Annotated in this window: 14 protein-coding genes; 1 reads left to right on the top strand and 13 read right to left on the bottom strand. The window is 40.1% G+C overall.

The window, feature by feature from the left end; genetic code table 11:
* Nucleotides 1-43: 43 nt before the first annotated feature.
* From EUBDOL_RS06710 to EUBDOL_RS06690, 5 genes are all read right to left on the bottom strand, one after another.
* Complete coding sequence (locus EUBDOL_RS06710) at nucleotides 44-1105, bottom strand: metallophosphoesterase (protein ID WP_040463449.1); 1062 nt, start codon at nucleotides 1103-1105, stop codon at nucleotides 44-46.
* A 92-nt stretch (nucleotides 1106-1197) separates the two neighbouring features.
* Nucleotides 1198-3264, bottom strand: a complete 2067-nt coding sequence (locus tag EUBDOL_RS06705) for a histidine kinase dimerization/phospho-acceptor domain-containing protein (RefSeq protein ID WP_004799906.1) — start codon at nucleotides 3262-3264, stop codon at nucleotides 1198-1200.
* An 8-nt stretch (nucleotides 3265-3272) separates the two neighbouring features.
* Nucleotides 3273-3980, bottom strand: coding sequence for a response regulator transcription factor (locus EUBDOL_RS06700; RefSeq protein WP_004799904.1), 708 nt, complete (start codon nucleotides 3978-3980; stop codon nucleotides 3273-3275).
* A 67-nt stretch (nucleotides 3981-4047) separates the two neighbouring features.
* Nucleotides 4048-4608 carry a TVP38/TMEM64 family protein gene (locus tag EUBDOL_RS06695; protein WP_004799902.1) on the bottom strand — a complete coding sequence of 187 codons (561 nt, stop codon included), beginning with the start codon at nucleotides 4606-4608 and terminating at the stop codon, nucleotides 4048-4050.
* 122 nt (nucleotides 4609-4730) lie between these two features.
* The gene (locus tag EUBDOL_RS06690; RefSeq protein WP_004799900.1) at nucleotides 4731-4937 is read right to left on the bottom strand and encodes a heavy-metal-associated domain-containing protein; all 207 of its coding nucleotides are present in this window, start codon (nucleotides 4935-4937) and stop codon (nucleotides 4731-4733) included.
* 138 nt (nucleotides 4938-5075) lie between these two features.
* Between EUBDOL_RS06690 and EUBDOL_RS06685 the strand changes: the two genes are divergently transcribed.
* A complete protein-coding gene (locus tag EUBDOL_RS06685) occupies nucleotides 5076-5681 on the top strand; it encodes a hypothetical protein (protein WP_148495284.1) in 606 nt (201 codons plus the stop codon).
* 55 nt (nucleotides 5682-5736) lie between these two features.
* On the opposite strand, the gene EUBDOL_RS06680 is transcribed toward EUBDOL_RS06685, so the two are convergent.
* The 8 genes from EUBDOL_RS06680 to EUBDOL_RS06650 form a co-directional block, all read right to left on the bottom strand.
* Nucleotides 5737-6696, bottom strand: a complete 960-nt coding sequence (locus tag EUBDOL_RS06680) for a sodium:calcium antiporter (protein WP_040463442.1) — start codon at nucleotides 6694-6696, stop codon at nucleotides 5737-5739.
* Between the two features lie 17 nt (nucleotides 6697-6713).
* On the bottom strand, nucleotides 6714-7937 hold the full coding sequence (locus EUBDOL_RS06675; RefSeq protein WP_040463439.1) for a MalY/PatB family protein: 1224 nt from the start codon (nucleotides 7935-7937) through the stop codon (nucleotides 6714-6716).
* 9 nt (nucleotides 7938-7946) lie between these two features.
* On the bottom strand, nucleotides 7947-8630 hold the full coding sequence (gene rnc, locus EUBDOL_RS06670; RefSeq protein ID WP_004799889.1) for a ribonuclease III: 684 nt from the start codon (nucleotides 8628-8630) through the stop codon (nucleotides 7947-7949).
* A 17-nt stretch (nucleotides 8631-8647) separates the two neighbouring features.
* Nucleotides 8648-10357: an ATP-dependent DNA helicase RecG gene (gene recG / locus EUBDOL_RS06665; RefSeq protein WP_235713703.1), complete on the bottom strand. Its 1710-nt coding sequence runs from the start codon at nucleotides 10355-10357 to the stop codon at nucleotides 8648-8650.
* A 95-nt stretch (nucleotides 10358-10452) separates the two neighbouring features.
* A complete protein-coding gene (locus tag EUBDOL_RS11725) occupies nucleotides 10453-10656 on the bottom strand; it encodes a hypothetical protein (protein WP_004799884.1) in 204 nt (67 codons plus the stop codon).
* 38 nt (nucleotides 10657-10694) lie between these two features.
* The gene (locus tag EUBDOL_RS06660; protein ID WP_040463436.1) at nucleotides 10695-11540 is read right to left on the bottom strand and encodes a radical SAM/SPASM domain-containing protein; all 846 of its coding nucleotides are present in this window, start codon (nucleotides 11538-11540) and stop codon (nucleotides 10695-10697) included.
* A gap of 84 nt (nucleotides 11541-11624) precedes the next feature.
* Nucleotides 11625-12962: a solute carrier family 23 protein gene (locus EUBDOL_RS06655; protein ID WP_004799879.1), complete on the bottom strand. Its 1338-nt coding sequence runs from the start codon at nucleotides 12960-12962 to the stop codon at nucleotides 11625-11627.
* Nucleotides 12963-13049: 87 nt separating this feature from the next.
* Nucleotides 13050-15623, bottom strand: coding sequence for a cation-translocating P-type ATPase (locus EUBDOL_RS06650; protein WP_040463433.1), 2574 nt, complete (start codon nucleotides 15621-15623; stop codon nucleotides 13050-13052).
* Between the last annotated feature and the right edge of the window lie 108 nt (nucleotides 15624-15731).

The raw sequence follows: 15731 nt of genomic DNA, 5'->3' as shown, positions 1-15731 counted from the left end.
TTCTAAGATACATTCTATCATAGACTTCCTTGTTTCTCAATCACTACCGATTTGAAGCAGAAGTGGATTGCAGCTTTAAAATAACATACTCACTATGATGATCGCTGCGAATCGCAAAGCCCCAGCCCCCTGCTCCTGAAGTATTGATGGCTTCCATTTGCGCAATGGTTTCTTTTCCATAGTTTAGTTCATTGAGATGGAAACATTCAAATATATAATAAAGAGGAAAAAGCTGTCCGGCATGCGTATGTCCGGAAATATGTAAATCCACCTTTAATTCCGCACTTTTTTCCAATTCCCGTGGTTGATGATCCACCACAATCTTGTAGCAGTTATCCGGCATCATTGACAACAATGTGGCGACGCTCTTTCGATTATGCATGCGATAATCATCTCTTCCCACAAGGCACAGCTTGTCATCAACACAAGCAACTTCATCTTCTAACACCCGAATATGATGTGCCTCGATAAGTGAACGTAATTCTTCTTTTGATATAGCATTTTGAAAGGAATACTGTCCGGTATCGTGATTTCCGAATACATAAAATACATCGGACTTCGTGCATAAGCCTTCCAAGAGTGAAAAAACCTCCTCTCGCTTTTTCATGGAAGTATATTCATCAACAATATCCCCACAAAGCAAAACAATATCTGCTTGCTCACGTTGGATTTGCTGTACTAGTTCAGCAAGTTCTTGCTTATTCATCGTGGTTGGATAGTGAAGATCCGATAATACGGCAATCGTATAATTATGATTCAGTTGCTTCTCACTTTGAATGACATATTCTCTACGCACGATATGCTTCATATTATAGAAACCATATCCTACCCAAGCACCGGCTAACAACAAAGACAATGCTCCAATAGCAAGCACTCTTGTTTTACCGCCCTTCAACCATATCGTAAACAGCTTGGCAATTTCATAAAAGATGATAAAATGAATTTCAAAAGCAAATACGATGCTATGAATATCCCAAGCCGGAAGTGCCAGTAGCATGGCTATACACACATACGTTTTTGGCTTGATCCTTAACTTATGCAATTCATAAGCAAAGCATAAGAAAAAGCAAACAAAGCAAACACTCGACAATAACAATGCAAGCATGTCGATCCCTCCCTATGAAAACAGCATATCAAACATATCTTAACAAAGCGAAAGTAAAAATCTAAACAATTTCTAAACACACAAAGGACAGCTTAGCTGTCCTTTGGAAATACAATACGTACTTTAAACAAATCACAATCAATCGTAATTTTGAAGTTAGCCCCCTGTGCCTCACTAAAACTGCGAGCAATCGCCAAGCCCAAACCACTGCCCTGCTTCGATCTTGATTTATCACCGCGAACAAAGCGTTCCGTAATTTCCTCGGCTGAAAAATCCATAGCGACTTCTGAAATATTACTAAATTCGATTTCCACAGCTTCTGCACTCTCATTGACTGTAAGATAAACACGACTGTTGGAAAGAGCATATTTTCCGATGTTGGTAAACAGATTTTCAAAAATGCGATAGGTCTTATCACTATCTAATTCCAACAAGATCTTATCACTGCTGTATTTTTTCATTACCTGTAAATGTTTCGGCTCTAGTAAGTCCTCATTTTGCATATAGGCTTGATCCAATAGTGCCACAATATCCAATTCTTGTTTTTTCAAGGTGATATTACCGCTATCCACCTTACTGATTTCAAATAAATCGTCAATAAGATTTTTCAAGCGATTGGTATATAAAACCAACTGTTCCAAATAATGATGACGATTTTCTAAGGATAATTCATCGTCCTTTAATAAAGCAATATAGTTTTTGATACAGGTCAATGGGGTTTTTAAATCATGGGAAACATTGCTGATTAGCTCGGTTTTCAATTTCTGCGATTTTACCTTTTCCTGAATCGCTATTTTGAAATTCTCACTTAACTGATTCAATTCGGACTTACTAGCTTCGAAAACACCGAAGTCCTGCTCGCTGATTTTGTCGAAATCCTCGGAAATAATATGCTGAATAGAAGATAACAGTGTATTATAATCCGCTTGTAACTGCACCATTCGCTTTTTTGCTACTAAGAATAACGCAAAGGAATATAGCATTGCCAAAAGAATAGCAACCGATATATGCCATACTGCAATCAATACGATGATCAAACCGTTAAGAGCAGCATACTTCAATATGGTTTTATCCATTGAGGAGGTCAAATCAATCTCACTTAAGGCATAAAGCTTACGCTTACAGCTGCGGAAAAATCCAATAATTAAGGAATGCTCCTTGATATATTTCCAAGGACCGCAAACAATGAGCCACTTTAATAAGAAGCATATAATCGCAATTGCCAATAAGGAAATCAGCCATACAAAGAAATTAAATCCCATTACCAGCTGCTGCGACATTCCGATTCCATAATCACTTAACAAGCTTGGCAGTAAACCATTGACGGAATTTCCCGCTAAGGTAATAATACCTACAAAAAGCAAGCAAGCAATTGAAGTCCATACTGCCAGATTGATCTCGAACGGCCATTCCTTAACCAATGCAAACGGTTTGCTTTGTGCTACATAGCGAATCGGATATACAAGGATAAAAAAAGCAAGAGCACATGTAAAGATCATAAGTAGCATACAAGAAAAAGCGGAATAATGTGTCCAATCATTCGCATAGCCGGAAATACCCGAATAGGTAGTAATTATTTTCGGCAACATATATTGAATATCTATATTTTTAGGCGTATCAACAAGGATATCGCTTATATTCTCAATCGCATACATTTCTCGATAATGATCAAAATCCAACGCAGAGAAAATATCCTCCTTCAGATTCCCCTCAAGCATGCACTTTCCGTTTTCATCATAGCTGATATGAATATAATAGCTATAATCCAACGGTTGAAAAGTTTCGTTTGAATAATTTTTTAAATTGGTAAGCACTTCACCGGTTTTCGTATTTTTTGCGACATAGTAAAACTGGCGGTCATTGCGTACAAAGTTATTCACTTCATCAAGCATAGAATGAAATTGTTGCGATAAATATCCTTGTTCCTCTTGAGGAAGCGAAGCGGGGAAGTGAAAAGGCTGATACGTAGAATCCAACTGCATTGCCAAATTCATCGTAAAGAGCTGAAATTCATCTTCATAATAGTATTCGATATCTTTAAACCTATTTACTCCCTGCGTCTTTGCATTGTCATAAAGACTTACAGCAATCAAGCTCATAACCGTAATCATAACGGTAAATAACACGATAAATATATTTTTACGCTTTTTCTTTTCCATCTTATCACCTACATTTTCTCAATTTTATATCCGATTCCCCAAACAACCTTAATATATTCGGGGTTGCGTGGATCGGCTTCAATCTTCTTTCTCAGCTTACGAATATGCACCATGATCGTATCGGTATTGACCGCTTCCTCCTCCCAAACATTCTCATAAATCTGTTCAGCAGAAAAAATCCGTCCCGGCTGCCCCATAAGCAGCTCCAGGATTTTAAATTCCTTAGAGGTCAGATGCACACTCTTTTTACGAATCGATACCTCTTTGGTTTCTTGATTAAGCATAAGATCTCCAACTTGTAACAGCACACCTTGTTCCTCTTCCTTTTTCCCTTGCTTCAAACGTAATATCTGTTGATATCTTCGAAGATTGGAATTTACCCTGGCAATCAATTCCATAGGCTCAAAGGGCTTTGTAACATAATCATCTGCCCCCACATTCAAGCCGGTAATCTTATCTATATCCTCCGATTTGGCACTCAAGAAAATAACCGGTATATCATAGTTTTCACGCAGCTTCATCGTCATCGTGATACCGTCCATGACCGGCATCATGATATCCACGATTGCTAAATGAATATCTTCCTTTTGTAACAACTCAAGTCCTGCCATTCCATTTTCAGCAACATAGACATGATAGCCTTGATTTTTCATAAACACCGAAATCGTTTCGCGTATTCCCACTTCATCTTCTACGATCAATATATTATATTCCATACATACATGCCTCCCCATTTTATGTAAGTCTTATTATCTTACGAATTTCTATCAAATGCAACCATCGTTAAAGTACAGCTGCAAGATACGTAATCAATTCCTTCACGCCCCAAGAATACGCCAACAGACCAAAAGGTTTGCAAAGAACATTGATCCAAACATATTTTTGAAAGCTGATTTTCGTTAATCCGGCAATCATACAAATGATATCGTCCGGTAAACCGGGAACAAAAATTGCAATCGCAAACAGTTTATCAAAGCGTTTCCCTTTATCCAACCAACCGATGTATTTATCAAAAGTTTGCTGACTGGCAAATTTTAAAATAAACTGCCTCCCGTATTTTCGAACCAATAGAAAAGCAATAACCGATCCGATCAAGGAACCGACATAATTATAAACAAAGCCCCAAAACGAACCAAATAAAAGCACACCGATACCGCTGCTCATACCTCCGGGAATAATCGGAATAACGACCTGTACGATCTGTAACAATAAAAATACCAATGGTGCAAAAACACCATAATCGGAAAGTAACAGCTTCATTTTTTGCGGATCACTGATACAACCACTTTGAATAAGATAAAAAACCAAAAAACATAAAAATAACAGTTCCGCCGATCGTTGCATATTTTGATGCCTTGTATGTCATAGCTATCACCTCTATTATTAGAATAAAGGATATTTATAAAGGATAAATGTATATAAATCTTAACAATTTCTAAACAAATGAAAAGGGTGCCTTACACACCCTATTCGACAACCTCATAGCCAACCTCTTCAATTATCGCTTGAAGCTGCTTTTCATTGATGCTTGCTTCATCGTATTCCACACATACCTGTCCTTTCGCTGCACTGGCCTCAACCTGCAACACACCGACAGCCTCCTTCAGCGCTTGTGCAACACGACGCTCACAATTCGCACACATCATTCCTTTTACATGAAGTATCGTTTTCATCATCTGCCTCCTTTATAAATATTTTAGCATATCTATAAATAAATTTCAGAAGATTTGCCTCCCTGATTGTCAGCTGTGAATACTTTTTCGTACATGAATCGCTTTTCAAATGCATATCCTAGCAACAAAGAGGTGTATATGATGCGTATTAAAAAAAGTTTGCTTTTGCTTCTACTGCTGTTTACCTTTCTATTGCCGCTGCAAGCCAAACAAGAAAACAAAAGTATTTTTATTGCCAGCAAGCAGCTGCCTTTTGTCCTTCATGTTCAAACAAAGAACGATAAGCAGATGGAAATTCGCTTTATTCCAACCGATATGCTCCTTCCTATCCGCTGTCAAAATGAACCAAGCACTCTAAAACAATTAAATCTTTTAGAGGATATCGCATGTGCCAGAAATAGCGTAGAAGCGTTTTTTTCACTGCCCACTTGCGACAATACACTATATCTGCATTTGGATCGACTTGCAAAGGATCTAAAAGTTCCTTATCAAAATGTTGATTTTTACAATTTAAAAGACATTACCTCTTATTTCTCTAAGCTGCTCAAGAAAATGAACATTAAATTTCTTTTAAGATACAACAGCTATGTAGACAGCGATTTATCCCTTTCCAATTACTACCATTATTATAAGCTGTTTAAAGGAAAAAAAATAAAGCTGACATATTTTTATGTAAATCAAATTCAACTAGACGATCTCACCCTTCCCATGGAGGCAACATTTCAACCGTTAAAGCATAAGTAACATTTCTCTTTTGGGTAAAAGAAAAGCTTAATGGAAAATCCACTAAGCAATTTCATTACATGGATAAAACAATACTTGTAACATAAGAAGCTAAAATCAACACACTGCACAATAACACAATGCCACGTTTCTTTTTAAAATAGATAACTCCCAAGGTTGCCAGCATAGAGAATACACCGAAGCCTAACAGATTTAAAACCTGTGGCTCATTGATATAAATACCACCCTTGGTAAACAACACATCGGCAAAGCATAAAATAATGAAATTAAAGAGATTGCTGCCGACGATATTTCCCCAAGAAGCATTGAAGTTACCGATTCGTACCAAATTGATAGAGGCACTTAATTCCGGCAAGCTAGTAGCTACCCCTAAGAAAATCGCTCCGGCTACCGTAGCTCCAAGCTGTAGCTCATCGGCAATCTTATCCGTTACGGTCGTAAGCAGAATACTAACCGCAACAAGTGCTACACTATATGCTAAAAAACGTAATACGATCTGCTTTACAGACAATGCGATATACACATCATTCTCATCACTTTGCAAAGAATCATCATTGCCCATAAACTTCACATTGATCGCATAGACCACCAAAATAAGAATTGACATCAAATTCACCTTAAGGAAGCCAAAGCCGACTTCGATGGGAAACATAATTGCCGCAAATACCAATCCATACATGACGATACCATACCAAAGCGTTGAAGCATGAGATTTGGAAAGGGGTGCCGATACATAGCGCTTGCTTGTAAACAACAACAGACCGGCAATAACACATAGATTAAAAATGTTGCTGCCAAGTACATTTCCCTGTACAAGATTTGGCTGATTCAAAGCTAATACCGCCGTTAAGGACGTAAACAGCTCCGGCAGGGAAGTAACCGCAGCCAGCATGACACCACCGATAAAGGCCCCGGATAAATTTGTCTTTTTATCAAGACAATCAACATAATAGGACAGACGTACGGAAAAGAAAACTACCATTGCTGCCAATACTATGTATTCTAAATACAACATAACATCATTCCTTTTCTTTAACAAACCCCATAATCATAACGATTTCTCTTATTGCTGTCAATATCCAAGGACTTAACAACCGCAACAAAACGTTCCATGGCTTCCATCAAAAAGGCTCTTGGACAAGCTACATTGATACGCTCAAAGCCACTTCCTGCTATTCCAAACAAATAGCCCTCATCAAGAATCAGACCGGCTTGAAGCATTGCCTTCTCCAATCTTTCTTGATCCTTACAATAGCCACGTACATCTACCCATAACAAATACGTTCCCTCACAGGGAGAAACAATCGCCTTAGGAAGCTGTTTCTTCAAATAGGAGGTTACCTCAACAATCGTCGTATCTAAATACGCATTGAGCTGATTCAGCCATTCCTCACCTTGAGTATAGGCTGCCATCGTAGCACTTAAAGCAAAGCTATTTGGTCCGCTTAAGGATAAGCGTTGCAATACATACTTTTTCCAGCGTTGTTGATATTCTTTGTTTGAAATAATGATATTGCTGTTTTGTAAACCCGCCAAATTAAAGCTTTTACTAGGTGCCGTACATGTAATGATCTGATCACACATATCCGCTCCCAACTTAGCAAGTGGAAGCTGTCGATGATGATGGCGAATCAAATCCCCATGAATTTCATCGGAAATGATCCATTTTTGATGCTTCTTGATGAGCTTTAAAACCATGCTTAGCTCTTCCTGTTTCCAAACCCGACCTACCGGATTATGTGGAGAACATAAAATCATACCCTTCACATCATCTCTTCCTAACAAATGATCCAATTCCTCAAAATTCATCGTATAATAGCCGTTTTCATTTTGTAAGGGATTCTCCACAACCTTTCGTTTCGTTGCTTCGATCTTCTTACGAAACGGATAATAGACCGGTGTTTGAATGACAATACCATCACCCTCGACACTTAAAATTTCAATTAAATAGGCAATTGCCGGTACCACTCCGCCAGCATAGAAAATATCGCTAGGATTGATTTTCCAATCAAAGCGACGTGCAAACCAATCGCAAACCACTTGACGATATTGTGCATCAAAGCCGGTGTTATAACCATAAATTTGCTGCTCCACACGCTTTTTCAAAGCCTCGACAATCGCATCACAGCATGCAAAATCCATATCCGCAACCCACAGTGGATATTGTGTATCCACTGTGCTTTCAAAGCTTTGATCCCATTTGATACATTGTGTATTTTTGCGGTTGATAGGCGTATCGAAATCGTATATTTTCATAGGACCCACCTACTTTGCCATCTTTTCAAATGCGTCCTTCGCCGCCATTTGCTCTGCTCGTTTCTTAGAATTACCGACCCCCTTGCCCATGATGATATCCTCTAGTTTAACAATTACCTCAAAAATCGGAGCATTGCTTGGTCCACTCGTACTCACCAATTCATAATGTACATTTTTTCGTGTATCGGCTTGGATATATTCCTGTAATTTGGTCTTATAATCTATGACACTCTCACTTTTCGGCTGTGTAATAGCCGGTGTCAGCACACTCTCTAAAATGATATCCACAGCCTCCATTCCCTGATCAAGATAAATGGCTCCCAATACAGCTTCAAACATATCCGCCAAAAGAGAATCCCGATTACGTCCACCGGTTTTCTCCTCTCCAACACCAAGCAGCAAATACTTTCCCCAGCCAAGTGTACGATTGTATGCAGCCAAAGCTTCCTCGCAAACTAACTGAGCACGTAAAGTCGTCATTTGTCCCTCACTCAAAGCAGGGGTTAAATGAAATAGTTTTCTTGTAGACCAAAGCTGTAACACCGCATCACCCATAAATTCCAAACGCTCATTATCATGCTTACTGGCTTTATGTTCATTGACATAAGATGAATGTGTCAATGCCTCTACCATACGCTCCTTATTCTCAATTTGTATTCCTCTTTGTTTCAGCCATTCAAATATTGTATCCATAAAAAAGCTCCTTTCCGCTAATCCAGCCTTGTCGCTGTTTTCAATTCTTGTATATATGCTCGTATTGGTGCATATTCCTCACATTCGATATTCTTTAAAATAGCACAGGCATCTTCTCTGGCAACCTCTAAAATATTAGCATCTTGTATCACATCTCCTAAGATAAAGCCAGGTACACCACTTTGTCTGGTTCCTAAAATATCTCCCGGACCGCGCAATTCCAAATCAATGCGCGCAAGCTCAAACCCATCATTTGTCTTTTCACATGCCTGCAAGCGCTTCTTGCTTTCCATATCTTTCGTATCACTTAATAGATAACAATAGCCCGCTTTATCTCCTCTGCCCACACGTCCACGAAGCTGATGAATCTGCGATAGGCCGAAGCGATGCGCATCGTAAATAATCATGATATTGGCATTTTTCACATCAACTCCAACCTCAATAACCGTTGTTGTTACTAAGATCTGAAGCGTTCCTGCAACAAATTCGCGCATGACCTGATCCTTTTCCTGTGCACTCATACGCCCATGCAAAAGACCAATACGATATTTTCTTCCTATTGAGGCCTGCATTCCCTTATAAATATCCATTACATTACGCATTTTATAATCTTCATTATTTTCAATTGCCGGACAAACCACATAACACTGATTACCTTCATCAATATACATCAATACTTCCTCTAAAATAGGAGCCATGGACTTGGAAGCAACCAGCTTGGTCGTAATCGGCATTCTCCCCTTAGGCAGCTGATGAATGCTTGAAACCTCCATATCTCCATACAAAGATAAAGCAAGCGTTCTTGGAATCGGAGTAGCACTCATCAAAAGAAAATCTACCTTATCTCCCTTTGCCAGTAGTCTTCTTCGCTGTTCTACTCCAAAGCGATGCTGCTCATCGGCAACAACCATTCCCAAATCATAAAAATCCACCTGCTCTTGAAACAATGTATGCGTACCTACCAAAAGATCAATTTCATTCGTTTTCAAACGCTCCAATATGCTTGCCTTATCCTGTGCAGGCAAACTGCCATACAAACCCTCCACTACAATATCCATATCCTTAAACATCGCACGTAGATTATCCGTATGCTGCTTTGCCAAAATCTCGGTTGGTGCCATCAAAGCTGCCTGCTTATGAGCTAAGATACACGCATACATACCAAACGCTGCCACAACCGTTTTTCCACAGCCGACATCGCCCTGCAACAAACGATACATGATCTTCTCACTTGCCAAGTCGTCCATGATTTCCTCAATGACCTTTTCCTGATCCTCGCTTAGCTCAAAGGCAAGCGTATGCTTCAAGCGCATGACCTCTTCACGTTCAAACTGCTTTCCCTGCCCTTTAACAAGCTTGCTTTCTTGATCCTTGATACAGCGCATCGCAAGCTGAAACTTTAAAAATTCTTCATATTTCAAATGCCGCAAACTTTGCTTCAAACTGTTTTCATCATAGGGGTGATGGATATAAAGCAATGCCTGAGAGCGTTCTATCAAACGATATTTTTGGCGTAGGGAAGGAGGAATAAAATCCGTTATTGCTTCCTTCATCAAAGCATACGCTTTGTCGATGTATTTTTCCAATTCTTTTTGTGTAATACCTTCCTTTAAATTATACACAGGGTGAATACCCAACTGCTCCTGAAGAGGCTTTTGGTTATATTGCATAGCGGTGATACGACAAGAACCGTCATAGCGTCCAATCAATGTAATCCTTTTTTCCAACGGGAAAGGCACTTACCCACGGCCGATTGAAAACAGATACCTGAAGCTCCTCATCTTGATATACAACCTTGAAATTTGTAACGCTTTGCTTCCCCTTAAAAACGAATCACACGGGCCTTTGTTACAATCGTAGCTTCGATTACAATTTTCATATCCTTCTGCCATTGCTCACGTGGTACGACAGTAAGCGTTTCATAGCGAAAGGGATAGTAGGTCAAAAGATCCTCCACACAATGGACATTCATCGTATGCAAGACTGCCTGCTTCTTTTCCGATATACGTAAGCGTGAAAGTTCCATAATCTATCCCTACTTTCCGTAAATATTATTATACCACACTATGATAAACGATAGAAACGTAAGCGATAGCTGCAATGCCGACAAAGCTCTTCTTCGATATGGAAACGCTGAAACCCATCAACGATTGCTTTGGCACGAGGAGAAGATAAGATTTCTTCCATATCGCTTTCAAAAAGATTTCCGAGTACACATTCTCCCTTACTATCCAAGCAACATGGAACAACATCACCATTGCTTAAAACCGCACACATATCCTTCATTCCCAAGCATCTGCCTTTATCATTTACAAAAGGTTGTGCTAAGCTCGGCCAGCTAAAAACTTCTTCAAAATGCAGCGAAATATGCTCTGCCAAAGGAATCCGCTGCAATCTTTTTGCTTCCTCTTGCAATGTTTTATCATAATGTAGCAATACCTGCTTCAACACCTGCAAATTCGAAGAATCCATTCCCTGCTTTCCTAAGCTCCAAAGACGATAGTTAATATACACATTCTGTACAGCCAACTTCTCACAGACTTGAAAAACATCTTGCAGATAATGCGTTTGGCGATGCTGAGGAAAGCTATGTAAGGAAACATTCAGCTGACGAATCGAATGCCTTGTTAAGATTTCCGCTTTTTCCTTTAATAAAGTTCCATTGGTCGTAAGATTCACATAGAGCCCATATTGCTCACACACACTTAAAAAAGCATCTAGCAAAGGGTGGGATAAGGGTTCTCCTAAAACATGCAAATAAACATAACGAGTATAGCCGGCAATCTGCTGAATTACATGGGTAAACTGCTCCATGCTCATAGCCTGCGGTGTCCTTTGATTTTGAATACAAAAGGAGCATTGCAGATTACAGGTATTGGTTATTTCTACATAGACTCGTTTAAAACGCATACAATCACCTTGTATATCTTACCATATCCGTTCCTGCTTGGATAGAAAAAATCACATGATGCAAGCACCATGTGATTCCTAGGTCTAGTTTTCTTTCGGCAAAATAAGATTTAAAACAACACCAACCAATGCAGACAAAGCAGTTCCGCTTAAGGTCATGAAATTTCCAATCGGTAAAATAGCACCGCCAAGTCCGATTACCAACATTGCACTGGCAATAACCAAATTACGCTGCTTACCGAAATCAATATGATTATCTACCAAGACACGCAATCCATTGCTGGCAATAACGCCATACAGCAGAATACTCATACCACCCAATACACAGGTTGGGATAGTAGAAATAAAGGCAGAAATCTTTCCGATACAGGATAGCGCAATCGCAAAGCAGGCTGCACCAGTAGTAACATATACACTGGCAATCTTTGTCATACCGATAACTCCGGTATTTTCCCCATAGGTCGTATTGGCAGGTCCGCCCATGAAGGCAGAAACCGCCGTTGCGATACCATCACCCATTAACGTACGATCAAGTCCCGGATCCTTCAAAAAATTCTTTCCGCATATTTTTCCAAGTACGGTGTGATCTCCGATATGCTCGGCAATCGTAACGAAGGCAACCGGTAAAATCGCCCATGTCTCCGGACCGAAGTACAAATCATAGGTTGCAAAATTACCAAGCTTAAATGGCAAGATAAATTCCGGCAGGGAGAACCATTTTGCTTCCATGACCGGAGTGAAATCTACCAATCCAAAGCAAATAGATACCACATAGCCGCAAAGAATAGCAATCAAGAAAGGAATGATCTTGAAGAAACCCTTCGCTTTGGTGGAAATAAAGGCAGCAATCAAAAAGGTAATGACCGCAACTGCCATGGCACGCAAATCGCCGCCTTCCACAAATCCCGCATTGCTAACGGCATTTGCTGCTAATCCAAGTCCGATAACCGCAATCATCGGTCCGATGACAATCGGAGGAAGCAGTTTATCGATCCACCCCTTACCGATAAATTTCACAAGAATGGCTACGATCACATAAATAAGACCAATCAGCATCAATCCTGTCTGGGCTGCCGAAATATCACCACCCATAGCTTCTACGGCAATCAAGACCGCACCGATATAAGCAAATGAGCTACCTAAATATACAGGCACTTTGCGTTTGGTAATAAAGGTATAGATCAAGGTACCGATACCACTGGCAAATAAAGCTACCGATACCGGAAAGCCGGTCATTGTCGGTACAAGAATCGTTGCCCCAAACATCGCAAATACATGCTGAAAGGACAGAAACAGCCACTGCAGCGGCTTTGGTCGCTCGGAAATACCGATGATCATTTGATTGTTCTCAGGCTGTGAAAATTCAGCTTCATCGAGAACCAATTCCATATCATCGGCACGTTCATCAACTATTTTTTTCATATTTTTCTCCTAACCGTACGCTAAAAACAGAGCATTTCCCCATTTTCAGCAATACCGTTAGTATTTTACACGAAACGACTTTAAAATTCAATGTTCTTTCGCAATCCATTTGCTCATTTCATTGATGACGATTACACTGATGGATAGTCCCAGAACAAGCAGCCAATCAATAAGGCTCAAGGAAACCGTCTTTAACAGCACTTGCAGAAACGGTAATTCACAAACCGCAACCTGCAATAAAATACCGAAAACCAGTGTAAAAACAAGCCATTTATTACGCAAAACGCCTACCTCCCATAACGAATGTGTACGTGAGCGTAAATTTAAGGCATGAAACAGCTGAGCAATGGATAACACCATAAATGCCATGCTTTGTGCCTTTTGTGCACTATCATTTAATCCATAGCGAAAAGCAACCAAGGTAATTGTTCCGATATACAAGCCATTTAAAATAACAAATGCCATACCTCCATGAGCAAACAGACTTTCCTTACGACTGCGTGGTGCCTCCTTCATCAAAAAGGGATCGACAACATCTATCCCTAAAGATAAAGCCGGAAAAGCATCGGTAACCAGATTGACCCATAGAATTTGAATTGCCGATAGGGTTGATACCACATGCGGCATACATACAATCGCCAAAAACAATGCCATGATTTCTCCTAAATTACAGCTCAACAAATACAATACCGCCTTTTGAATATTCAAATAAATGCTTCTTCCCTGCTCAACCGCACGTACAATGGTCGCAAAATTATCATCGGTTAAAATCATATCACTTGCCTGCTTACACACATCAGTCCCCTGCTTTCCCATCGCAATACCGATATCTGCCTGCTTTAAGCTCGGTGCATCGTTCACTCCATCACCGGACATGGCTACAACCTCCATATTTCGCTTATACGCCTTAACAATACGCACCTTATGTTCCGGTGTAACACGAGCAAAGACATGATATTGCTTCACCACATCAGCAAGCTTATCATCGCTAAGAAGCTCCAACTGCTTACCACTCATCACTTCTCCCTCATGCTTAGCAATTCCTAAGCTTTTCGCAATCGCAAGAGCGGTTAATGGGTGATCTCCGGTAATCATGGCTACTTGAATATGGGCTTCATGACAAATGCGAATCGCCTCATACGCTTCCTTACGCGGCGGGTCGATCAAGCCGACAAAGCCTAGAAAGGTCATATTGCTTTCGATTCCACTATCCAAGGCACTGTGCAAATGCTTTCGTGCAACTCCAAGCACGCGCTGAGCATCGCTGCTGATTTTACGGCTTGCTTCCAAAATACGTTTATATTCATAATCGCTCATACGCTGCAACTTACCATCAATTTCCACACTTGTGCACATTTCCAAAACCTTTTCCATTGCGCCTTTGGTATAAGCAATAAAGTGATGATCGATTTGATGAATTGTTGTCATGCACTTACGCTTGGAATCAAAGCTTATTTCATTTAAGCGCAAATAGCTTAACTCCGCTTCCTCCTTATGCACACCCTGTTCCTCACAAAATTGCAGCAAGGCTGCTTCCGTAGGTTCACCGAATATTTCATTGTTTTGCAGCTTTGCATTGTTACAAAGCGCTAAGCCTAACAGCATCTCCTTGGTGGTAGTCTTCATTTTTCCATTCGCATAACTACTAACAACACGCATTTTGTTTTGGGTCAGAGTTCCGGTTTTATCCGAACAAATCACACTGACACTGCCTAATGTCTCCACTGCATGAAGCCTACGCACGATGGCATGCTGCTTGCTCATAGCCTGAACACCAAGTGCCAATACGATTGTTACAACCGCCGGTAAGCCTTCCGGTATCGCTGCCACAGCTAAAGAAATAGATACTAATAACATATCCAATAAATCACGCTCTTGGAATAAGGAAATCACAAACATTGCGATACAAATACCGACACAAAGCAATCCTAACAGTTTGGATAGCTGCGCCAATCGCTGCTGCAGCGGTGTCATATCCTCCTTTGTTTCATCAAGCATACGAGCGATTCTTCCCACTTCACTTTGCATACCCGTGGCTACTACGATTCCACGTGCTTTTCCGTATGTAACAAACGTAGACATAAATACCATATTGCGCTGATCTCCAAGCCCCTGCACTTCATTATATACCTGTGTTGCATCTTTCAACACTGCCTCACTCTCACCGGTCAAGGTACTTTCCTCTACCTTAAGATTACTTGCACTAAGCAATCGCATATCTGCCGGTATATAACGTCCTGCCTCCAACTCCACCACATCACCGATAACCAATTCCTCCGAAGGAATTTCTCTTAAATATCCTTCACGAATGACATAAGCTTTCGGCTCTGATAGTTTTTTTAAAGTTTCAATCGCCTTCTCCGCCTTGTATTCCTGAAAAACACCGATAATCGCATTCAGCAGGATTACGCTCACTATGATTCCGGCATCTACATACTCCTTCAGCAATATCGAAATACCGGTACCAAACATCAAAATCATTACCATCGGGTCTTTTAGCTGTGCAAAAAACATCGCTATTACGGTAATATTTTCTTTTTTCTGCAAGGTGTTTTTCCCATATTCCCTTTGTCTTTGTACAACTTTTTCCTGCGTTAAACCCTTATCCATATCACTATCTAAATTTGCAACAACCTGCATGATCGTTTCTCGATACGGCATATCCACTCCACCTTTCCACTTCATTTTATGAATATGCAATATCAATATGACTGTTTCGACAAAATCCGTCGGTTTACGAAAAAAAGCGAACGATACCTTTTGATACCA

It is taken from the genome of Amedibacillus dolichus DSM 3991 (assembly GCF_000154285.1).
Lineage (GTDB): Bacteria > Bacillota_I > Bacilli_A > Erysipelotrichales > Erysipelotrichaceae > Amedibacillus > Amedibacillus dolichus.
Note: the sequence above shows the minus strand (reverse complement) of the source record. Positions and strands in the feature narration are given on the sequence as shown.